The following is a 22656-nucleotide window of genomic DNA, read 5'->3' as shown; positions in this document are numbered from 1 at the left end:
GGATCCTCAGCGGTGCAGCCACATGCGCAGAGCCGACAGCAGCTGCTCTGTGTTGACGGGCTTCGCCAGGTAGTCCGAGGCGCCGGCTTCCAGGCATTTTTCCCGGTCGCCCTTCATCGCCTTGGCCGTCAGCGCCAGGATCGGCAGCCGCCGGAAGCGGGGCTCAGATCGGATCACCTGCATTGTTTCATAGCCATCCATCCCCGGCATCATGATGTCCATCAGCACGATCGCGACGGAAGGCTCATTGTTGATGACGTCGATCGCCTCGCTGCCCGTCGTCGCCGTCAGCACCTTCATGCCGCGACGTTCGAGAACGCTGCTCAGCGCGAAGATGTTGCGCGCATCGTCATCGACGAGCAGCACGGTCTCGCCCACCAGATCCTCGTCCGAGCTGTGCAGCTCCTGCAGCGTCGCTTGTTTTGCGGCCGGCAGGTCGGCGACGACGCGGTGCAGGAAGAGCGCAGTCTCGTCGAGCAGGCGCTCGGGCGACTCGACGCCCTTCACCACGACGCTGCGGGCCATGCTGTGCAGCATCGCGTCTTCGTCAGGCGAAAGCTCCCGGCCGGTGAAGACGACCACCGGGACTTCGGCGATCCCGTCGTCGTCGCGGATTTGCTCCAGCACTTCGAAGCCGGACATGTCAGGCAGCGTAAGGTCAAGCACGACGCAGTCGGCAGAGCCTTGCCGGAGAACGGCGAGCGCCTCCGAGCCGGAGCCGACGCTTGTTATGTCGATGTCGTCGTGCCCGAGAAGGGCGGTGACGCTCACGCGCTCGGCCTCGTTGTCTTCCACCAGCAGCAACTGCTTGCGGCGCGGCTCGGCATAGGCCTTCAGCCGCGACAGTGCCTTGCCGAGGCCTTCCGGGGTCGTCGGCTTGCTCATGAAGGCGAAGGCGCCGCGGGTCAACCCGTGCTGGCGGTCCTCGTCGAGGCTGATGATCTGAACCGGAATGTGTCGCGTCTGGGAATTCTGTTTGAGCTGGCTCAGCACCGTCCAGCCCAGCATATCAGGGAGGAAAATATCGAGCGAGATCGCCAACGGTCTGTATTCCTGGGCGAGAACAAGCGCGTCGCTGCCGCGCATCGCGACCAGCACCTTGAAACCGTTGTCGCGGGCGAGATCGACGAGGACGCGGGCATAATGCGCATCGTCTTCGACGACGAGCAGCACGGAGTCGCCGGGCTCGATCCGGTGACGGTCGTCCGCGACATGTTCGACCGGTTTGTCAGCCCGACGGGCAGCCGCCTCGGCGAACTCGACGACGTTCGCCGCTGCCGGAGTGGACTTCGGCGCCACCGCGCCGGCGCCGACATAGGTGAGCGGCAGGTAAAGCACGAAGGTGCTGCCGACGCCGGGCGTGCTGCGCAGCTGGATCTCGCCGCCGAGCAGGTTCGCCAGTTCGCGGCTGATCGCCAGGCCAAGTCCGGTGCCGCCATATTTGCGGCTGGTCGACGCATCCGCCTGCTGGAACGCCTCGAAGATGATGCGCTGCTTCTCGGGCGGTATGCCGATGCCGGTATCGACCACTTCGAAGGCAATGACCGAAGGCGCGTGCCGCAGAGAAGGATGCTCCGGTGACCAGCCGCTCGTCGCCGATGCGACGCGAAGCGTCACGCCGCCCTGCGCGGTGAACTTAAAGGCGTTCGAGAGCAGGTTCTTGAGGATCTGCTGCAGCCGCTTCGAGTCGGTGATGATGCTCTTTGTCACATCGGCGCCGACCTCGACCGCGAAGGAGAGGTTGCGGTTTTCCGCCTCGTGGCGGAACGGCCGCGCCATCACCTCCAGCAGGTTGCTGACGAAGATCTCCTCGGCATCGACCGAGACCGTGCCGGACTCGATCTTCGAGAGGTCGAGAATGTCGCTGATGAGGTTGAGCAGATCGGTGCCGGCGCCGTGGATCGTCTTTGCGAATTCGACCTGCTTGACCGACAGATTGCCGTCCGGGTTTTCTCCGAGCTGCTGGCCGAGGATGAGGATCGAATTCAAAGGTGTGCGCAGCTCATGCGACATGTTGGCGAGGAATTCGGATTTGTATTTGGAGGTGAGTGCAAGCTCCGTCGCCTTTTCCTCGAGCGCGCGTCTCGCCTGCTCGATTTCCTGGTTCTTCGCTTCGACTTCGACGTTGCGTTCCTCCAGCTGTTGCGCCTTCTGGCCGAGCTGTTCGTTGGTCTGCTGCAACTCGCGCTGCTGCGTCTGCAGTTCGGCGGCAAGCTGCTGCGACTGCTTGAGCAGTCCTTCGGTTTGCATCGTCGCTTCGATCGAGTTGAGAACGATGCCGATCGAGGTCGTCAGCTGGTCGAGGAAGGAAAGCTGCAGCTCGGTGAATTCACCGGCGGAGGCAAGCTCGATCACCGCCTTCACCTGCCCCTCGAAATGCACTGGCAGGACAATGGCGCTTCGCGGCAGCGTCGTGAACACGCCCGAACTGATGGGAACGACGTTGTCGGGAAGATCGGTGACGAGGATGCGGCGGGCATCGCTGGCGCATTGCCCGACGAGGCCCTGGCCGAAATCGAGCCGCGGCGGATGCGCCGCTTCGACGCCCTGCGCATAGACCGACAGCAGCGACAGAAACGCCTGCTCTTCGTCGGCATCCACCTGATAGATGACACCCTGATGCGCGCCAACCAGCGGCGCGAGCTCGGAGAGCATCATCTTGCCGACCAGCGTCAGGTCGCGCTGCCCCTGCAGCATGTTGGTGAAGCGCGCCAGGTTGGTCTTCAGCCAGTCCTGCTCGGTGTTGCGCTCCGTCGTCAGGCGCAGGTTGTCGATCATCGTGTTGATGTTGTCCTTGAGCTCGGCCACTTCGCCGCGTGCATCGACCTTGATCGAGCGCGTCAGGTCGCCCTTGGTGACGGCGGTGGCGACCTCGGCGATGGCGCGCACCTGGGTCGTGAGGTTCGCGGCAAGCAGGTTGACGTTACCGGTCAGGTCCTTCCACGTTCCCGCGGTACCGGGGACATTCGCCTGGCCGCCGAGGCGGCCCTCGACGCCGACTTCACGCGCCACCGTCGTCACCTGATCGGCGAAGGTCGCGAGCGTATTGGTCATGTTGTTGATGGTTTCGGCAAGCGCCGCCACCTCGCCCTTGGAGGCGACGGTGAGGTTCTGCTTGAGGTCGCCGTTGGCGACCGCCGTCACCACCTTGACGATGCCGCGCACCTGTTCGGTCAAGTTGGCTGCCATGACGTTGACGGTGTCGGTCAAATCCTTCCAGGTGCCGGCCACACCCGGCACCTGCGCCTGGCCGCCGAGCTTGCCTTCGGTGCCGACCTCGCGCGCCACGCGCGTCACTTCGCCGGCAAAGGCGTTGAGCTGGTCCACCATCGTGTTGATAGTGTTCTTCAGTTCGAGGATTTCGCCCTTCACGTCGACGGTGATCTTGCGCGACAGGTCGCCGCGCGCCACTGCGGTCGTGACTTCGGCGATGTTGCGCACCTGGGTCGTCAGGTTGGCGGCGAGCAGGTTGACGTTATCGGTCAGGTCCTTCCAGGTGCCGGCCACGCCGGGAACGACGGCCTGGCCGCCGAGCCGGCCGTCGGTGCCGACTTCGCGGGCGACGCGCGTCACTTCGCCGGCGAAGGAGCGAAGCTGGTCGACCATGGTGTTCAAGGTATCCTTGAGGAGCAGGATTTCGCCGCGCACGTCGACGGTAATCTTGCGCGACAGGTCGCCATTGGCGATCGCGGTCGCCACCTCGGCGATGTTGCGCACCTGCGCCGTCAGGTTGCCGGCCATGGAGTTGACGCTGTCCGTCAGGTCCTTCCAGGTGCCGGCGACGCCGGAGACCTGCGCCTGGCCGCCGAGTTTGCCTTCGGTGCCGACTTCGCGGGCGACGCGGGTCACTTCGCCGGCGAAAGCGTTGAGCTGGTCCACCATCGTATTGATGGTGTTCTTGAGTTCGAGGATTTCCCCCTTCACGTCGACGGTGATCTTGCGCGAGAGGTCGCCGCGCGCCACGGCGGTGGTGACTTCGGCGATGTTGCGCACCTGGCCTGTCAGGTTGGAGGCCATGGAGTTGACGTTTTCGGTGAGGTCCTTCCAGGTACCGGCCACGCCAGGCACCTGAGCCTGGCCGCCGAGCTTGCCTTCGGTGCCGACTTCGCGGGCGACACGAGTCACTTCCGAGGCGAAGCGGTTCAGCTGGTCCACCATGGTGTTCAGCGTTTCCTTGAGCTCGAGGATTTCGCCCGAGACCGACACGGTGATCTTTTTCGACAGGTCACCATTGGCGATCGCTGTGGAGACTTCGGCAATGTTGCGCACCTGCGCCGTCAAATTGCCGGCCATGGAGTTGACGCTGTCGGTCAGGTCCTTCCAGGTACCGGCGACTCCGAGCACGTTCGCCTGGCCGCCGAGCCGACCTTCCGTGCCGACCTCGCGCGCCACGCGCGTCACCTCGCCGGCAAAACCGTTCAACTGATCAACCATCGTGTTGATGGTCTCCTTCAGCTCGAGGATTTCGCCCGAAACCGGAACGGTGATCTTCTTGGAAAGGTCGCCCTGGGCGACGGCGGTCGCGACTTCGGCGATGTTGCGCACCTGGCCGGTCAGGTTCGAGGCCATGGAATTGACGCTATCGGTCAGGTCCTTCCAGGTGCCCGCGACGCCGCGCACGTTCGCCTGGCCGCCGAGCCGGCCTTCCGTGCCGACCTCGCGCGCCACGCGCGTCACTTCCGAAGCGAAGGCGTTCAGCTGGTCCACCATCGTATTGATGGTTTCCTTGAGTTCGAGGATTTCACCCTTCACGTCGACGGTGATCTTCTTCGACAGGTCGCCGTTAGCGATCGCAGTCGAGACTTCGGCGATATTGCGCACCTGCGCCGTCAGGTTGCCGCCCATCGAGTTGACGTTTTCGGTCAGGTCCTTCCAGGTGCCGGCGACGCCACGCACGTTCGCCTGGCCGCCGAGCCGGCCTTCCGTGCCGACTTCGCGCGCCACACGGGTCACTTCCGAGGCAAAGGCGTTCAGCTGGTCGACCATCGTGTTGATGGTCTCCTTCAGTTCGAGGATTTCGCCCGACACTGTCACCGTAATCTTCTTCGACAGGTCGCCATTGGCGATGGCTGTGGAGACTTCGGCGATATTGCGCACCTGCGCCGTCAGGTTCGAGGCCATCGAATTGACGTTGTCAGTCAGATCCTTCCAGGTGCCGGCGACGCCGGGCACCTGCGCCTGGCCGCCGAGGCGGCCCTCGGTGCCGACTTCGCGCGCCACGCGCGTCACCTCGCCGGCAAAGCCGTTCAGCTGATCGACCATCGTATTGATGGTTTCCTTCAGTTCAAGGATTTCGCCCGAGACGTCGACCGTGATCTTGCGCGAGAGGTCGCCGCGCGCAACCGCCGTCGTCACCTGCGCGATGTTGCGCACCTGGGCAGTCAGGTTGCCGCACATGGCGTTGACCGAGTCGGTCAGGTCCTTCCAGGTGCCGGCGACGCCAGGCACCAGCGCCTGGCCGCCGAGCTTGCCTTCGGTGCCGACCTCGCGGGCGACGCGCGTCACTTCGGAAGCGAAGGAGCGCAGCTGGTCGACCATGGTGTTGATCGCTTCCTTCAACTGCAGGATCTCGCCGCGCACGTCGACAGTGATCTTCTTGGAAAGGTCGCCGTTGGCAACGGCGATGGTCACTTCCGCGATATTGCGCACCTGCGCCGTCAGGTTCGACGCCATCGAGTTGACGCTTTCGGTCAGGTCCTTCCAGACGCCGGTCACTTCAGGCACCTGCGCCTGCCCGCCGAGTTTGCCGTCGGTGCCCACTTCGCGGGCAACGCGCGTCACCTCCGAGGTAAAGACGCTGAGCTGCTTGATCATCGTGTTGACGATATCGGCCGAGCGCAGGAATTCGCCCTTGAGCGCCCGCCCGTCGACATCGAGCGGCACGGTCTGCAGCAGATCGCCCTTGGCGACCGCGGTGATCGTGCGGGTGACGGCCGTCGTCGGCCAGAGGAGATCGTCGATGAGACCATTGATCGAGCCTTCCATCTCGGACCATGAACCATCCGACAGGCCGAAGCGCACGCGCGTGCTCGTCCGCCCGTCGCGGCCGACCACCTGGCCGACATGTTCGAGCTGCTTTGCCATGCGCTGGTTGGCGGCGATGATATCGTTCAGCGCATCAGCGACCTTGCCGGTAACACCGGTCAGGTCGGAGCGCATCCGTACGGAAAAATCGCCGCGCCGGACCGCGACAAGCACCTCCAGAAGCGCGCTGGCATCGTCAAACGCCATGCTTTTATGGTCACGTCCGTTGAGGCTCTCTGCCGCAATGCTATCGGCCGAATATTCACTGGTCTGCTTGCTCACGGAATCCCCCTTATTCGACAGAAGGTAACTAGTGCTCGGCTGGAAAAAGGGTATGGGTGTGCGGCAGGGTTGCAGAGATAGGCCTAACCCATCGTCAACGCCCAAACTTTGCCTGCGCGGGAACAGTTTCCCGCCGCCCGTCGTTTCCGCCCTGACAAGGAGAGCGACATGTCGAACGTCTCAAGGACAGGCAAAGACGAGATCAACAACGCGACCAGCCCGACGACCTTCGGGCGCTCGGTCGAGAGTCAGGCGCAGATGCAGGATGCCGCCGCGGAGGCATCGCCAGAGGCCGGCGGCGAGGTGCTCAACATCTATCGGCTGGAACCGATTGCGAAACCCGATGATCCCAGATGGGGCAATGCCACCAATCACGGCACGATCGTCGTGGCCGCCCGAACGCCAGGCGATGCCAGGATCGTCGCGGCCGCACGAGAACTCGATTTCATGGAAGTCGATGCGGCGCCCGCCGAGGACGTCACGACCGCCAATGCTAGCGCCTTTCGCGACGATAAACTCTACACCGTGATAGAGATCGATCGGAACAGACATGATATAAAGCGCGGTATACTCGAGGGTACGGTCTCGGTCGAAACAATCCGGCCCGTCGAGCCAGACTAGGATCCTTTCTTCACCTGGGAGTTCTCATGAATACCGCCAATCTGCAGCTCAAAGGCCTGATCATGGCGATGGCCTCGATATTCGACGCCATCGTGGAAAAGGAACTGCTCACGCGCGGCGAGATCGACGCCGCGCTCTCGAAAGCTCAAAAGGCGATTGAGGAAGACGATGACCACGAGCTGTCCGGCGCCAACTTGGCGGCAATCCTATTTCCGATCCGCGTACTGCAGCTTGCCGGCGAAGCCGGCGGAAAAGGCGAAGGCGCCACTTTTTCGGACTATGCCAAGCTTGTGGGCAAGCTCAGCTAATCATGTTCGAAGGCTTTTCGCTCGACACCGGCGAGCACTGTTCCGGCGGCAATGTTCAGTGCCGTCGATTTTTGCGATAAGTTGATCTTTTTTGTCTTGTTTTCCGATCGTTCCTGTGGCTATACCCCGGCCGCATATATTCACGCACCGGGATTTTCTTCGTGACCAGCCTCAAATCACTTCTGGCCGCCTGCGGCCTCTCCGCCCTGATCGGCCTTGCCGCAGCCCCGTCATTCGCCGGTTCGACAACCTACCCGCTGACGCTCGAAAACTGCGGCGCGCAGGTGACCTTCAAGAAAGCGCCCGAGCGGGCGATCGGGCTTGGGCAGAACAGCGCGGAAATCCTGCTGCTGCTCGGCCTCCAGGACAAGATGGTCGGCACCGCCTTCTGGCCGAGCAAGGTCCTGCCGCAACTCGCCGAAGCCAATGCCAAGGTCAAGCTCCTCACCGTGGAGATGCCGACCTTCGAATCCATGCTTGCCGAAAATCCCGATTTCGTGGCCGTCGCCCTGCCGAGCCTCGTCGGCCCGAACAGCAAGATCGCCAAGCGCGAGGATTTCGACAAGGTCGGCGTTTCAACCTATCTCTCGCCGAGCACCTGCCTCAGCACCAAGGATGTCAAGGACCAGTACGGCAGCCGCGGCGAGCCATGGAACATGGATCTGCTCTACAGGGAGATCGACGAACTCTCGCAGATTTTCGATGTCGCCGATCGCGGCCAGGCGCTGATCGCCGATTTCAAGGCGCGTGAAGCCAAGCTCCGCGGCAGCGTTGCCAAGGACGGCCAGAACCTCTCCTACGTTTTCTGGTTCTCCAGCCCCAGCCCCTCGGCCGATGCCTATGTCGGCGGCAAGTACAGCGCTTCCGGCTTCATCGCCGACCTGCTTGGCGGCCACAATGCGATCACCGCGGACGCCGAATGGCCGACCGTCGGCTGGGAAGGCATCATCGCCTCCAATCCCGCCGTCATCGTCGTCGCCAGCCTCGACCGCAACCGCTGGGAGCTCGACAAGCCCGAGGCCAAGATCAACTTCCTGAACACCGATCCGGCCGTCAGCCAGATCCCGGCCGTCAAGAACAAGGCTCTCGTCGTGATGGACGGCCAGGCGATGAATCCGACCATCCGCACGATCTACGGCGCCGAGCAGGTTGCCGAGCAATTGAAGGCCCTTGGTCTGCTGAAGTGACCAACGCAGGCCGTCTCTTCCGGCGGCTGGGAGCGGTCACCGCACTGCTGCTCGCTTCCCTCTGCCTCATCGCTGTCGCCATTGGCGTCAGCGTCGGGATCGGCGACCTGCCGATCCCGCTTGCGACCACTTTTTCGGCCGTCACCAACCGGCTCGGCTGGACCGCGGTCGAGCTGAACCGCATCCATGAGACCGTCATCTGGGACTATCGGCTCAGCCGCGCGCTCGTCGCCGCCTTCTGCGGCGCGGGGCTGGCGCTGTCGGGCGCCATCATGCAGTCGCTGCTGCGCAATCCGCTGGCCGAACCCTATGTGCTCGGCATCTCCGCCGGAGCCTCCACCGGCGCCGTCGCGATCGTCATCTTGGGCGTCGGCGCGGGCGCTGTATCGCTCTCGGCAGGCGCCTTCGCCGGCGCCTTCGCGGCCTTCTTCTTCGTGGCGCTGCTGTCGAACGGCACGCGCGGCGGCGCGGACCGCACCATCCTTGCCGGTGTCGCCGCATCGCAGCTCTTCAACGCCTCCACCTCCTATATCGTCACCACCTCGGCCAACGCGCAACAGGCCCGCGACGTCATGTTCTGGCTGCTCGGCAGCTTCAGCGGCGTGCGCTGGCCGGAATTCGCGCTGGTCTCGATCGTCGTCGGTTTCGGCCTCGCCGCCTGTCTGTTCTACGCCCGCGTGCTCGACGCCTTCGCTTTCGGCGACGAAGCGGCGTCCTCGCTCGGCGTCAATGTCAGCCGCGCCAGAATGGCGCTCTTCGCGCTGACCGCGATGATGACGGCGACGATCGTCAGCATGGTCGGCTCGATCGGGTTCGTCGGCCTCGTCGTGCCGCATGTCGCCCGCTTCGTCGTCGGGCCGCTGCATATCCGTCTCCTGCCGGCCTGCGCCATCGCGGGAGCGATCTTCATGGTGCTCGCAGACATTGCCGCGCGCGCCCTCATTCCCAACCAGATCCTGCCGATTGGCGTCGTCACGGCGCTGGTGGGCGTGCCCTTCTTCTCAATCATCCTCTACCGGTTCCAGCGCGCGCCATGAGCATCAAGGCTGACAACCTCACCTGGAAAATTGGCAGGAAGACCATTCTGGACGGTGTTTCCATGGAGGCGCAGCCCGGCCGGATGCTCGGCCTGCTCGGGCCAAACGGCTCGGGCAAGACCTCGCTGCTGCGGCTTCTCGCCGGCCTGAAGCGGCCGCATTCGGGTCGCGTCATCCTCGCCGGTAGCGATATCGGTACCATCAGCCGCCGGTCGATCGCCCGGCGCATCGCCTTCGTCGAGCAGCACGCGACGACGAACGCCAACCTCAAGGTCGTCGACGTCGTCAAGCTCGGCCGCTTCCCGCACCGGTCGATGTTCTCGGGCTGGACGAGAGCCGACGAAGAGGCGGTCGAGGCCGCACTCGCACGCGCCGGCATGGCCGAAAAGCGCGACGAGCGCTGGCAGAGCCTGTCGGGCGGCGAAAAGCAGCGCACCCATATCGCCAGGGCGCTTGCCCAATCGCCGCAGGAGCTGATCCTCGACGAACCGACAAATCATCTCGACATTCAGCACCAGATCGGCCTAATGCGGCTCGTTTCCGGCCTGCCGATCACCAGCATCATCGCGCTGCACGATCTCAACCATGCCGCCATGTTCTGCGATGAGCTTATTATCATGCAGCAGGGCAGGATCGTCGCCTCCGGCGCGCCAGAGGACGTGTTGAGCGAGAAACTGCTGCGCGAAGTCTTTTCGGTCGAAGCCCGCATCGAAGCTTCACCCCATCATTCGCGCCCGCATATCCATTATCTCAGGTGAAAGCGGCCGGAGCCGCCCTCACGTCACGATCTGCAGCGGCAGAGCGGTCGTTTTTTTGATCGTCTTCAGGACGATGCTCGATTTCACCGACGCCAGATTGTCGGTGACCCGGATCATTCTTTCGAGAAACTGGCTGAGATGGTCGAGGTCGCGCGTCATGACCTTCATCAGAAAGTCGGCGTCACCCGTCTGCGAATAACATTCCAGGATCTCCGGCGCAGTCTCGATGAAACGATGGAGCCGCTCGTTTCCGCCTTCTGTATGCGCGCGAAGGCTGACGAGCGTATGCGCGACGACGGTGAAACCCAGCTTCACCGGATTGAGGATGGCGACGACGCTCTGAATATATTGCTCGTTGCGCAGCCTTTCCAAACGGCGGGCGCATTGGGTCGCCGAGAGATTGACCTTCTGAGAGAGTTCGCTCTGCGTCAGTTCGCTGTTCTGCTGGAGAGCGGCGAGCAGTTTGATATCAAATGGGTCCAGCATGGTCATCGGCCTCGATTGCGGTGAGTTTCTGCGTATTATACCGATATGACGCAGATTATCTGCACAATTACGCTTAAACAGGAAGATAATCGCAGAAATTCGTCGCGATAGTTCCGTTAATCTTCGGCCTCTGACATGCAAGTGGAGGTGACAGTGTTTGACCAACTGAACAGCCGGCCGGCCGATAGCCTGCTCGCGCTCATCAAAGCCTTCCAGGCCGACGATCGTCCCGGAAAGATCGACCTCGGCGTCGGCGTCTATCGCGATGCCATGGGACGCACGCCCGTCATGCGGGCCGTCAAGGCGGCGGAGCAGTTTCTCCTGGAGACCCAGGACAGCAAGAAATATCTCGGCCCCGAGGGTGATCTGCAATTCGTGCGCCTGCTTGAGCCGATCATCTTCGGCAACTCGCCGAAATTCGCCCAACGGCTCGCCGGCATTCAGACGCCGGGCGGCAGCGGCGCGCTCCGTCTCGGCGCGGAACTCATCCAAACGGCAAATCCATCGGCAAAGGTTCTCTTGGGAACGCCGAGCTGGCCTAACCATGCACCGATCTTCGCTTCGGCACGCTTGGACGTAAAGGAATATGCCTTCGTCGACCTGACGTCACAGCAGGTGACGTTCGAAAGCGTGGTCTCCGCTTTGTCTTCCGCCGGGGAAGGCGACGTCGTGCTGCTTCACGGTTGCTGCCATAATCCCACGGGTATCGATTTTACCGTGGAACAGTGGCGAGAGATTACCCAACTTCTCGTTGCGCACAGGCTCGTGCCCTTCATCGATCTTGCCTATCAGGGGCTCGGCGACGGTCTTGAACAAGATGCAGCACCGACGCGCATAATCCTCGATGCGGTCGAGGAAGCGCTGATCGCCTATTCCTGCGACAAGAACTTCGGCCTCTATCGCGAACGCGTCGGCGCGCTGTATGTCGTGGCTCGCCATGTCGATGACGCCAGAAAGGCGGAAAGCAACATGGCGGCGCTTGCCCGCGTCAACTGGTCCATGCCGCCGGATCATGGGGCCGCCATCGTCAGGGCCATTCTCGAAAACCCGGAAATGACGGCAATGTGGCGCGCCGAACTCGAAGAGATGTGCGAGCGCATCAACGGCAATCGCGCGGCGCTGGCTGCTGCCTCGCCCGAACTGGCTTTCATCAGCCGTCAGCGCGGCCTGTTTTCCAATCTCTCCATGCGCAAGGAAACGGCGGTCGCGCTCAGGGCAAACCACGGCATCTACATGGCGGATTCCGGGCGCATGAACCTTGCCGGCATGCAGCCCGCCGATGCCGGCGCCATCGTCGCGGCGCTCCGGGCCGAAGGCTGCCTGAAATCATAACCGATCGCACCATTGGAGCCTTTGAATGAACAGGAAAGAAACGACCGGCCAGGCGATCACCCGATCGCTTGTCGCCCATGGGATCGATACAGTCTTCGGCATCCCCGGCGCCCACATGTACGATTTCAACGATGCCCTCTACGACGCCGGCGACAAGATCCGGTTCATCCACACCCGGCATGAACAGGGCGCGGCCTACATGGCCTACGGCTATGCCAAATCCACCGGCAGGATCGGCGCCTATACCGTCGTGCCCGGCCCGGGTGTTCTCAATTCGGGCGCCGCCCTCTGCACCGCTTACGGCGCCAACGCGCCGGTGCTCTGCATCACCGGCAACATCATGTCGCACCTCATCGGCCGAGGCAGAGGACAGCTGCACGAACTGCCGGATCAGCTTGCGACGATGCGCGGGATTACCAAGGCGGCAGAACGCATCAACCATCAGTCCGAAGCCGGCCCGGTCATGGCGGCGGTCGTCGGCAAGATGCTCTCCGGCCGCCAAGGCCCGGGAGCGGTCGAAGCCCCTTGGGACGTGTTCGGACAATCCGGCCCTGAAATCGACATTCCCGTTGGCGCGAGAGCGCCTCATCCAACCGTCGATCCCGATCAGATCGCGGCCGCGGCAGCACTGATATCAAGCGCAAGCAATCCGATGATCATGGTCGGCGGCGGCGCGGTGGATGCCGGCGCGGAGATCGCCGCGTTAGCGGAATTGCTGCAGGCGCCGGTGACATCGCATCGCTCCGGCAAGGGCATCGTGCCCGACGACCATCCGAACTATCTGAATTTCGTGGCCGCCTATGAATACTGGAAGAAGGTCGACGTGCTGATCGGGATCGGCAGCAGGCTCGAATTGCAGTTCATGCGCTGGAAGTGGCTTCCCAATGGGCTCAAGATCATCCGCATCGATATCGATCCGACCGAGATGGTCCGGCTCAAGCCGGATGTCGGCATCGTCTCGGACGCCAAGGATGGGGCCCAGGCTCTGACCGACGCGCTGGCGGGATACTTCCGCGAGGATCGCAGGCACGAATTTGCCAAACTCAATGAAGAGGCAAGATCTCGTTTCTCGGCGGTGCAGCCACAGCTTGGCTATCTCGAAGCCATTCGCGAGGCCCTGCCGAAAAACGGCTTCTTCGTCGAGGAAATCACTCAGACGGGCTTTGCCGCCCGCTTTGCCTTCCCGACCTACGGCCCTCGCCAATACGTGACATGCGGCTATCAGGACAATCTCGGTTTCGGCTTCAACACCGCCTTGGGCGTGAAAGTCGCCCATCCCGATAAGGCAGTGGTCTCCGTTTCGGGCGATGGCGGCTTCATGTTCGGCGTCCAGGAACTTGCCACAGCCGTCCAGCACAAGATCGCCGTCGTCGCCATCGTCTTCAACAATTCAGCCTACGGCAATGTGCTGCGCGACCAGAGGCAGATCTACAAGGGCCGCACTCTCGGCTCGGATCTGACCAATCCCGATTTCGTCGTCCTTGGCGAGAGCTTCGGCATCCGATCCTTCCGGGCGACAAGCCCCGGCGAATTGAGAGAGGTGCTGGAGAAGGCACTCGCACTCGACGAGCCCGTTCTCATCGAAGTTCCGGTTGGAAGGGGATCTGAGGCGAGTCCCTGGCCTTTCATTCATCCGGCTCCGCATGCCGAATGACCGCAAGGGGCCGAGACCTTTTCACGGCGACGGCCCCTTGAAAAATATCGTCGCCAGCGGTGGCAGTGTCAGCGCGAGGGAATGCGGCCTGCCGTGGGCGGCCACGGGTTCGCTCGACACTGCGCCGTTGACGAGACCGGACCCGCCATATTCGCGCGCATCCGTCGTGACCCGTTCGACCCACACGCCATCCTGCGGCACGCCGATCCTGTAGCCGTAACGGGGCACCGGCGTGAAGTTCGAGAGGACGAGAACCGAGGACGAGCGATCGGGGGCATAACGCAGCATGCCGAGCACTGAATTCACCGCGTCGTCGGCCGCCGCCCATTCGAAGCCTTGGTGATGGAAATCGCCGAACTGCAATGCCGGCTCGTCTTTGTAGAAGCCGTTCAGATCCTTGACCAGCCGCTGGATTCCCGCATGCGCGGGCCGATCCAGCACATCCCAGCTGATTGAGGCGTCGTGGTTCCACTCGCCGAGCTGAGCGATCTCGCCTCCCATGAACATCAGCTTCTTGCCGGGATGGCCCCACATGAAGGCGAGGTAGCTCCGCAGATTGGCGAATTTCTGCCACTCGTCGCCCGGCATCTTGCCGAGCAGCGAGCCTTTTCCGTAGACCACCTCGTCGTGCGAAATCGGCAGAATGAAGCGTTCGGAATAGGCATAGATCATGCCGAAGGTCATCGTGCCGTGATGGTAGCTCCGATGGACGGGGTCCTTCTCGATATAGCTCAGGCTGTCATGCATCCAGCCCATGTTCCACTTCATGTCGAAACCGAGCCCACCCTCTTCCGGCGGCTTGGTGACGCCGGGCCAAGCGGTCGACTCCTCTGCGATCGTCATCGCATGCGGGCAGCGCTCATGGACGATGCTGTTCAGGTGCTTGAAGAATTCCACCGCTTCCAGGTTCTCACGGCCGCCATACCGGTTCGGAATCCATTCCCCCTCGTTGCGGCTGTAGTCGCGGTAGAGCATCGAGGCGACGGCATCGACGCGCAATCCGTCGATATGGTAGCGTTCGAGCCATTCCAGCGCGCTGGCGATCAGGAAGCCTTTCACCTCGTTGCGGCCGAGATTGTAGATCAGCGTGTTCCAGTCACGGTGAAAGCCTTCACGCGGATCCTCGTGTTCGTAGAGCGCGGTGCCGTCGAAGCGGGCGAGCCCCCAGACGTCGGTGGGAAAATGAGCCGGCACCCAATCGAGGATGACGCCGATCCCGGCGCCATGGCAGCGGTCGATGAAATAGGCGAGATCCTCAGGCGTGCCATAACGGCCGGTCGGGGCGAAGAGGCCGAGCGGCTGATACCCCCAGGAGCCGCCGAAGGGGTGTTCCATGATCGGCAGCAGCTCGATATGGGTGAATCCCATATCGCGAACATAGGGAACGAGCCGCTGGCTGAGCTCGACCCAGTCGAGCGACCGCCCGCCATTCTCCCGCAGCCAGGAACCGGCATGCACCTCGTAGACGGAGATCGGCCCTTCCAGTCTTTGCTGTCGCGACCGGCCCTTCATCCAATTGTCGTCAGTCCACCGGAATCGCATCGACGATGCGACGATCGAAGCGGTGGACGGGGCAGCTTCGCTCGCTCTCGCCACCGGATCGGCCTTCTGCGGCAAACAGTTTCCATGCGGATCGATGATCTCGAACTTGTATCTTTCGCCGGGCGCCAGCCGGGGCACGAACAGCTCCCAGACGCCGGCGGACTGCCTCAACCGCATCGGGTTTCGCCGCCCGTCCCAGGCGTTGAAATCGCCGACAACCGAAACGCGGCGGGCATTCGGCGCCCAGACGGCGAAGCGGACGCCTGCGACGTCGTCGACCGACATTTCAACCGCGCCGAGCGTCCGGCTCAGGCTATAATGCGTGCCCTCGGAGATCAGGTGGAGATCGAGCTCTCCAAGCAGAAGTCCGAAACTATAGGGATCCTCGGTGATCTGCTCGCCATCCGGCCATGTGATCCGCAACCGGTAGGGCATCCTCGAACCCATCGCCGCCGCAAACAAGCCTGAGGGGTGAGCGATGCTGAAGGGTGCCACCACCCTGCCGCTCGCCGCTTCGATGAGATCGACGCCTTCGGCACCCGGCAAATAGACGCGCACGATCGTCATGCCGCCGCTTTCATGCGGGCCGAGGATCGAAAAGGGATCGCCATGGCGTCCCTCGATCAGCGCCCAGAGCGCATCATGTCCGATGCCGGCGAGAAGTTCCGAGCGTTCAACATTCATGCCTCGACCCCCGCTAAGCGCGATACGATTTCGGTAAGGCCGGCAAGCGGGATCGGCAGCCATTTCGGCCTGATGCGGGCCTCATAGGCGATTTCGTATGCCGCCTTTTCGAGAAGAAAAGCATCGAGAACCCTCCGTCTTTGTTCGGTCGGCATGGCGAGCGCCTTCGAGGTCGAGACCGCCTGCCAATAGGCATCGAGAAAAGCCTGCTCGGCATTGCGCCCAAAACGCGCGATGGCGTCACGGCGCACCTCGTTTTCGTGTTCGGTGACCGCGTCATTGTCGAGCTGGGCGGTGGCGACGAGATAGCTGAGCGACCGGAGAAGCCCGGCGACATCGCGCAGCGGAACTGTCTTGGCGCGGCGTTCAGCGAGGTTTTTCGCGGGTTCGCCCTCGAAATCGATGATGACGGCGTCGCCCTCACTGACCAGGATCTGACCGAGATGGAAGTCGCCATGCGTACGCGTCATCAGCGTGCCGCGGGCGCTCTCCGCCAGGCGCCCGCCAAGTTCAACCAGTTCGGAGCGGCGTTCCAGAAGCGGACGAGCGAGCAGATCGATAGCGGGCTCGGCATTTTCCTCGCGCTCGGCAAGCTTCGACATGGCATAGGCGACTTCGCCCGCCACCGCCTTTTTGATCGCCTCGACCTCATCGTCGCCAGCGACCACAGGGCTGAAAGCCTCGTCCGCGTTTTCCCCGGAGAGCACGACGTGTAACTCGCCGAGCCTCATACCGACCATGGCAACGAAGCTGATCAGCGGCCGGAAGACGTCGTCGCCGGGCTCGACCGCCGGATCGTTCAACACGAGCTCGTCGGCCGCGCGGCGCAGATTGTTCAGCATCCAGTTCCAGGCGTCGCCCTGGTTGCGGATCGCGCCCTGGACGATGATCAAGGTCGAGCGACGCCCACTGGAATCCGTATGCGCGACCTCGCCGAGCAGTGGAGCGGTGTGATGGTAACCCGCGCAGGTCAGAAACCGCGTCATCTCGACTTCCGGATGGACGCCCGGAAAGATGTGCCGGATCAGCTTGATCATGGCGACGTCGCCGACGATCAGCGAACTGTTGGATTGTTCGGCCGATAGCCAATGAACCGGCATGCCGTCGGTAACCTGTAGGCGGTCGAGCCGCTCGGTGCCGAGAAATTCGAGGGTGCCGGTACGTCCGGTGATGCGCGAGCGGTCGCTCAGCCCGCGCAGGATACCGCGCGCCATCGGCTCGACCGCGAACCCATCCGTCAGGAAGCCGACCCGCCTGCCCTGACGAACCCGCCCGAGCGCAAGCTGCTGTGTCAGAGCGGAGGGTTGCGCATCATCCCAGGCGACCGCCAGCGGCAACTGATAGGATTCGCTGTGATCCGGCAGCTCCACCTCCAACTCGCCGAGAACGATCCCATCGGCATAGGGGATCGGCGTCGCCGAAATCAGTCGAGCCGCCTGAAGCGGCTGATCCTTTGCGCCGAACCACCGCCGTTTGGAGAGGTAGGCGGGCAGAATTTCGTTGCTGAGGACGCGTCCCAGCCGCGGTTCATCGACGAGGTCGAGCAGACCGCGGCGGAGGACCATCGTCACGAGATCGGGAAGCTGTTCGGGCGGAGCAGTACGCCATGCCGGCGGATCGGCATCGGCCTCCAGCTGAAACCAGAAGAAGCCATAGGGCGGCAGCGTCAGGAGATAGGTCAGTTGCCCGATCGGCGGAAAGGGCGACATGCCCGTCAGTTCGATCGGCACGCGGCCCTCGAAGGCCGAGAGGTCGAGCTCGACCGCCTGGGGCAGTCGCGAGAGGTTTGCGACGCACATCAGCGTCTCGCCTTCATATTCCCTGAGATAGGCCAGGATCTTGCGGTTCTCAGGCGAGAGGAAACGCAGCGAACCGCGTCCGAAGGCCGGATGCCGACCGCGCAGCGCCAGCATCTTGCGCGTCCAGTTAAGCAGCGAATGCGCATCGGTGCTCTGGGCTTCGACATTGACAGCTTCGAAGCCGTAGAGCGGATCGGCGATCGGCGGCAGGACGAGGCGCGCCGGGTCCGTTCGGGAGAAGCCGCCATTGCGGTCGGGTGACCATTGCATCGGCGTCCGCACCCCGTCACGGTCGCCGAGATAGATGTTGTCGCCCATGCCGATCTCATCACCGTAATAGATAACGGGCGTCCCCGGCATCGACAGAAGAAGCGCGTTCATCAACTCTATGCGCCGGCGATCGCGTTCCATCAGCGGCGCCAAGCGCCGCCTGATGCCGAGATTGATGCGGGCGCGCTTGTCGGAAGCATAGGTCTCCCAGAGATAGTCCCGCTCGGCGTCGGTGACCATCTCAAGCGTCAGTTCGTCGTGATTGCGCAGGAAGATCGCCCATTGGCAATTCTCCGGGATTTCAGGCGTCTGGCGCAGGATGTCGGTGATCGGGAAGCGGTCTTCCTTGGCAATCGCCATGTACATGCGCGGCATCAGCGGGAAGTGGAACGCCATATGGCATTCGTCGCCTTCGCCGAAATATTCGCGCGTGTCCTCCGGCCATTGATTGGCTTCGGCAAGCAGCATCACGCCGGGATGAGTGGCATCGAGGGCGGCACGGATGCGCTTGAGGATTGCGTGCGTCTCGGGAAGGTTTTCGTTGATCGTCCCCTCGCGCTCGACGAGGTACGGAATCGCATCGAGGCGGAAACCGTCGATACCGGTCTCCAGCCAGAAGCGCATCACCTTCAGCAGCTCCTCCATAACAAGCGGGCTGTCGAAATTGAGGTCGGGCTGGTGGGAATAGAAGCGGTGCCAATAATAGGCGCCGGCGACGGCATCCCACGTCCAGTTCGATTTTTCCGTGTCGAGGAAGATGATGCGCGTTTCCGGAAATTTCTGATCGCTGTCCGACCAGACATAGAAATCCCGCTCCGGCGATCCCGCAGGTGCATTACGTGCCCGCTGGAACCAGGGATGCTGGTCGGAGGTGTGGTTGATGACGAGCTCGATGATGACACGGATATTGCGCTGGTGGGCGGCGTCGACGAAAGCGCGGAAATCCTCCATGGTCCCGTAATCCGGGCTGACATTGCCGTAGTCGGCGATGTCGTAGCCGTCGTCACGACGCGGTGAGGGAAAGAAAGGCAGAAGCCAGATCGCGTTGACGCCGAGGGCTGCGACGTGATCGAGCTTCTGGTGCAGGCCGGCAAAATCGCCGACGCCGTCGCCATTGGCGTCGTAGAATGACTTGATGTGCAGCTGGTAGATGATCGCATCCTTGTACCAGAGCAGCGGGTCGACGCTACCGGGATTCATCGTGTCCATTCATGCCTCCGCTGCGCGAACGCGCCAGATCGCAAAGGGCAGGATCTGAGGATTGAAACCCACTCTCTGCCGCTTGCCGTTCCACCTGAACCGGTGCCCCGTGACCAAGTCCTCGGCGTCGAGCGCGCCGCCATCATCCAACGACCACTTCCAAAGCGGCAGTTCGACATCGCTTTCCTGAAAATTATGGGGGTCAAGGCTGATCGCGATCAGCAAGACATTGTCGCGGGCTTGGCTCGCCTTCTCGAAGAACAGGATGTTGTCATTCCAGGCGTTCAGCAGCGTCAGCCCGAGATGCGAATGCAGCGCGGTATTTTCGTTCCGAATGCGGTTCAGCATCCTGATTTCGGCGATGATGTTGCCCGGCCGGTCGTAATCCCAGGCGCGGATCTCGTATTTCTCGCTGTCGGCATATTCCTTGCGCTTGGCGTCGGGACGGCCCTCGCAGAGTTCGAAGCCGTTATAAACGCCCCACAGACCGGAAAGCGTCGCGGCGAGTGCAGCGCGGATCAGGAAGGCCGGGCGCGGCGCGTTCTGCAGAAAATCCGGATTGATGTCATGGGTGTTGACGAAGAAATGCGGGCGGAAGAATTCCTTCGGCGCCGTCTCGGTCAGCTCTCGCATATATTGCTCGAGCTCCCACTTGGTATTGCGCCAGGTGAAGTATGTGTAGGACTGGGAGAAGCCAATCTTCGCCAACCGGTACATGACCTTCGGCTTGGTGAAGGCTTCCGACAGGAAGACGACGTCGGGATGGCGCGCCCTGATATCGCCGATCAGCCATTCCCAGAACGGAAATGGCTTTGTGTGCGGATTGTCGACACGAAACAGCTTGACGCCCTGGTCGACCCAAAGCTGGACAATATCCCTGAGTTCCACCCACAGAGAGGGCAGCGCGTCTTTCGTATAGAAATCGACATTGACGATGTCCTCGTACTTTTTCGGCGGGTTCTCGGCATATTTGATCGTGCCGTCGGGCCTCCAGTCGAACCAGCCGGGATGTTCCGTCAGCCAGGGATGATCGGGCGAAGCCTGGATCGCGAGATCGAGCGCGATCTCCAACCCATGCCGGCCCGCCTCCTCGACCAGCCGGCCGAAATCCTCGAAATCGCCAAGCTCGGGATGAATGGCATCATGGCCGCCCTCCTCGGAACCGATGGCATAGGGACTTCCGGGATCATCAGGCGCTGCCTTCAGGCTGTTATTGCGTCCCTTTCGGTTGGTCGTTCCAATCGGATGGATCGGCGGGAAGTAGAGCACGTCGAAACCCATGTCGCGGATGGCAGACAATCTCGGGATGACGTCGTCGAAGGTGCCGTGCCGATTGGGATCGCCGCTCTGTGAGCGCGGGAAGATCTGATACCAGCTGGCGAAGGCCGCTGACTTGCGTTCAGCATCGACGGCGCTTGTCGTGGAGCGAAGCCGGAAGGGCCGCCTGTCAGCCTTGTTCATCAACTCGGAGGTCTCGGGGTCGAGCAGGATTGCCGTGCGCTCGGCATCCGAGGCGTTTTCCAGACCGTCGATGAGCGCCTGCAAGTCGGCGCCGAGTGCCGCCGGCGCTTCGGTCCTCGCGGCGCGCACGAGGTTCAACCCCTCCTGAAGCTCCAGCTTCAGGTCCAACCTGGCATCGTTCTTCTTGGTCAGTTCGTAGCGGAAGATCGCGAACGGATTCTTCCACGCTTCGACCGCGAACTCGTAGCGTCCGATGCGCTCCAGCAGGAATTCGGCGCGCCAGCGGTCGTTCTCGACCAGCTGCATCTCAGTCTCGTTCCACTCCGCCATGGCGTCGTGCGGCCGCCAGAGCAGGACGGCCGCGATCGGGTCGTGACCGTCGGCGAATAGATCGGCCTCGACGGTGACGGTCTCGCCGACCACCCGCTTGACAGGAAAGCGTCCGTCATCGACCCGCGGCATGATGTTTTCGATGGCAAGCCGCGGCGAAGCGATCGCCTGCTCAACGTCGAGGGCGGGTCGGGATGTGATCGGCTCCGGCGCTCTGGCTCCGATGATCCGCGTCTCTCCGGCCCGCAGGCGCAGGATTGCGCCATCGGCCGCGACGGGAAGATAGCCGGACACCGCCTCGCGAAGCGCCGTCATCGGCGCGGGCGCGCTTCTCCGGAGGTCCCGGTTAATCAGGACGAACCGCACATTCGATGCACTGCGGAGATCCTGCTCCTCGGATTGCACAAGCGCGGAGACCGGCCCGTTGGCGTTGCGGATCAGGCGAAGCGACGGAGCGCGCGCGTGGCCGGGCCTGCCGATCTCGGCATTGGCGGCGCGTATTTCAGAGGAGATGTCGAAGGCGAGATCATGGCGCAGCTTCCGCAGCCCCGAACCATCGCCGTGGGTTGGATCGAGCGGCGTCGCCGCACCATATTCGAAACCAATCGGAACCATGAGGCCGCCGCCGAGCGAGGCGGCGAGCCGCAGCGCTCTGACCGCACGCCGCTCGAGAATTTCACGGCTCTCGGTCCCATGCGCAATCCGTCTGGCAAAGGGCGGTTCGGGAAAGGCAATTTGCCAGCCGAGCGCCTCCTGAACGCGATGCTCCTCGACGAACCATCTCTCGTCGAGATCCCACCAGGCCATCGATGAAAAACATCCAGAAAAGCCCGCATCCGCGATCCCTCTTCTTACCGCAAAGTCGGTGCCGGGCGTCCAGGCGAGGAATTGCGCGTCAGCCTTCTCGCGCACCGCAGCGATCAGCGATTTGAAAAGCGCCGGTTCAGCGCGATCGATCCCGAGCACTCGGTAGCCGGAGAGGCCGAGCCCGGACAGCCGCCACAGCCGTTCGGTCCACTCCCCCAACAAACGCAATTGCCGCTCGGACCCGATCGTGTTCATCGGCTCCGCCGGATCGAGCGGCGAGCGTCGAGGATCGATCGGACGAAAGCCCACTTGCGCATCGCCGACTTTCCCGTCGAGCATCAGGTCCATCATCAGGCCGACGCCGCTCTTGTCAGCGGCCTCCGACAGGCGCGATATCCCATCATCGACCGCGCTTCCGAGCTGCAGTTCAGGATCGAGCCGATCGAAATCCCGGGAGGTAAAGACGCTGCAGTCCCCGCCTCGGTCGAAGAGCGGCGCCGTCAGAACATACTCAAAGCCGGTATCCGCCGCATGGTCGAAAACCTCGCGCCATGCATCGATGCCTTGGAGAAGTAGCGGGTTGACATAATAGATCCGGGGTGGGGTGCTGAACGCACCCTGCTTCGCAGAGAGTAACATCGGCCGCCGCCTCGTGTTGCTTTTCAGGCAAACTTCTTTTGGCGGAGGTTGTTCCACTCAAACCGTCAATTCACGGCTGCATGGGGCACATGGCTAAAGGCTGAACGCGCCTGCGCGCGAGGTGGGAGACGACGTGATCCGGCAGGCCGATCTCGCTCAGCGAGAGAAGGAAGTCCTCACGATTTGCCGGTAGAGATATTGCCGCCATGCGATAAAAGATCGTCCGACTGTTTCC

At 62.6% G+C, this 22656-nt stretch carries 12 protein-coding genes; 7 read left to right on the top strand and 5 right to left on the bottom strand.

Translation table 11 applies throughout. From position 1 onward, the window contains the following. Window positions 1-6: 6 nt before the first annotated feature. A complete protein-coding gene (locus tag HJC00_RS25605; protein ID WP_210631842.1) occupies window positions 7-6306 on the bottom strand; it encodes a HAMP domain-containing protein in 6300 nt (2099 codons plus the stop codon). 168 nt (window positions 6307-6474) lie between these two features. On the opposite strand from HJC00_RS25605, the gene HJC00_RS25600 reads away from it, so the two are divergent. From HJC00_RS25600 to HJC00_RS25580, 5 genes are all read left to right on the top strand, one after another. Beyond that, a complete protein-coding gene (locus HJC00_RS25600; protein WP_221147391.1) occupies window positions 6475-6927 on the top strand; it encodes a hypothetical protein in 453 nt (150 codons plus the stop codon). Window positions 6928-6953: 26 nt separating this feature from the next. Further along, window positions 6954-7235: a hypothetical protein gene (locus HJC00_RS25595; protein WP_210631840.1), complete on the top strand. Its 282-nt coding sequence runs from the start codon at window positions 6954-6956 to the stop codon at window positions 7233-7235. Window positions 7236-7396: 161 nt separating this feature from the next. Further along, the gene (locus HJC00_RS25590) at window positions 7397-8422 is read left to right on the top strand and encodes an ABC transporter substrate-binding protein (RefSeq protein WP_210631839.1); all 1026 of its coding nucleotides are present in this window, start codon (window positions 7397-7399) and stop codon (window positions 8420-8422) included. Continuing rightward, on the top strand, window positions 8419-9459 hold the full coding sequence (locus HJC00_RS25585) for an iron ABC transporter permease (protein ID WP_210631838.1): 1041 nt from the start codon (window positions 8419-8421) through the stop codon (window positions 9457-9459). The genes HJC00_RS25590 and HJC00_RS25585 overlap by 4 nt, the downstream gene beginning before the upstream one ends. Next, on the top strand, window positions 9456-10217 hold the full coding sequence (locus HJC00_RS25580; protein ID WP_221164783.1) for an ABC transporter ATP-binding protein: 762 nt from the start codon (window positions 9456-9458) through the stop codon (window positions 10215-10217). Before HJC00_RS25585 ends, HJC00_RS25580 begins: the two co-directional genes overlap by 4 nt. 18 nt (window positions 10218-10235) lie before the next feature. Here HJC00_RS25580 and HJC00_RS25575 read toward each other — a convergent pair whose 3' ends face one another. After that, window positions 10236-10703: an Lrp/AsnC family transcriptional regulator gene (locus tag HJC00_RS25575; RefSeq protein ID WP_210631836.1), complete on the bottom strand. Its 468-nt coding sequence runs from the start codon at window positions 10701-10703 to the stop codon at window positions 10236-10238. 153 nt (window positions 10704-10856) lie between these two features. Here HJC00_RS25575 and HJC00_RS25570 point away from each other — a divergent pair, with 153 nt between their 5' ends. Together HJC00_RS25570 and HJC00_RS25565 are read left to right on the top strand one after the other, a co-directional pair. Beyond that, entirely contained in the window at window positions 10857-12035 is a 1179-nt protein-coding gene (locus HJC00_RS25570; protein WP_221164782.1) for an amino acid aminotransferase, read from the top strand. 25 nt (window positions 12036-12060) lie between these two features. Continuing rightward, window positions 12061-13689 (top strand): thiamine pyrophosphate-dependent enzyme, encoded by a 1629-nt coding sequence (locus HJC00_RS25565; RefSeq protein WP_221164781.1) that lies wholly within the window; start codon window positions 12061-12063, stop codon window positions 13687-13689. 21 nt (window positions 13690-13710) lie between these two features. Here the strand turns inward: HJC00_RS25565 and glgB are convergent, their stop codons facing one another. From glgB to HJC00_RS25550, 3 genes are read right to left on the bottom strand one after another with little or no spacing between them, the layout of a single operon-like run. After that, window positions 13711-15915: a 1,4-alpha-glucan branching protein GlgB gene (gene glgB / locus HJC00_RS25560; RefSeq protein ID WP_221164780.1), complete on the bottom strand. Its 2205-nt coding sequence runs from the start codon at window positions 15913-15915 to the stop codon at window positions 13711-13713. Further along, window positions 15912-19193, bottom strand: coding sequence for a maltose alpha-D-glucosyltransferase (gene treS, locus HJC00_RS25555; protein WP_221164779.1), 3282 nt, complete (start codon window positions 19191-19193; stop codon window positions 15912-15914). The genes glgB and treS overlap by 4 nt, the downstream gene beginning before the upstream one ends. Further along, a complete protein-coding gene (locus HJC00_RS25550; protein ID WP_221164778.1) occupies window positions 19194-22421 on the bottom strand; it encodes an alpha-1,4-glucan--maltose-1-phosphate maltosyltransferase in 3228 nt (1075 codons plus the stop codon). Window positions 22422-22656 lie beyond the last annotated feature (235 nt).

The sequence above is a fragment of the Rhizobium sp. NLR22b genome, assembly GCF_019685295.1.
Lineage (GTDB): Bacteria > Pseudomonadota > Alphaproteobacteria > Rhizobiales > Rhizobiaceae > Rhizobium.
The sequence above is the reverse complement of the archived record's forward strand: the minus strand, read 5'-3'. Positions and strand labels throughout refer to the sequence as shown.

Bases quoted from the DNA above. Each gene is read 5' to 3' on its own strand.
- HJC00_RS25550 (WP_221164778.1), bottom strand. From the start codon at position 22,421: ATGTTACTCTCTGCGAAGCAGGGTGCGTTCAGCACCCCACCCCGGATC.
- HJC00_RS25600 (WP_221147391.1), top strand. From the start codon at position 6,475: ATGTCGAACGTCTCAAGGACAGGCAAAGACGAGATCAACAACGCGACC.
- HJC00_RS25595 (WP_210631840.1), top strand. From the start codon at position 6,954: ATGAATACCGCCAATCTGCAGCTCAAAGGCCTGATCATGGCGATGGCC.
- HJC00_RS25580 (WP_221164783.1), top strand. From the start codon at position 9,456: ATGAGCATCAAGGCTGACAACCTCACCTGGAAAATTGGCAGGAAGACC.
- HJC00_RS25575 (WP_210631836.1), bottom strand. From the start codon at position 10,703: ATGCTGGACCCATTTGATATCAAACTGCTCGCCGCTCTCCAGCAGAAC.
- treS (WP_221164779.1), bottom strand. From the start codon at position 19,193: ATGGACACGATGAATCCCGGTAGCGTCGACCCGCTGCTCTGGTACAAG.
- glgB (WP_221164780.1), bottom strand. From the start codon at position 15,915: ATGAATGTTGAACGCTCGGAACTTCTCGCCGGCATCGGACATGATGCG.
- HJC00_RS25565 (WP_221164781.1), top strand. From the start codon at position 12,061: ATGAACAGGAAAGAAACGACCGGCCAGGCGATCACCCGATCGCTTGTC.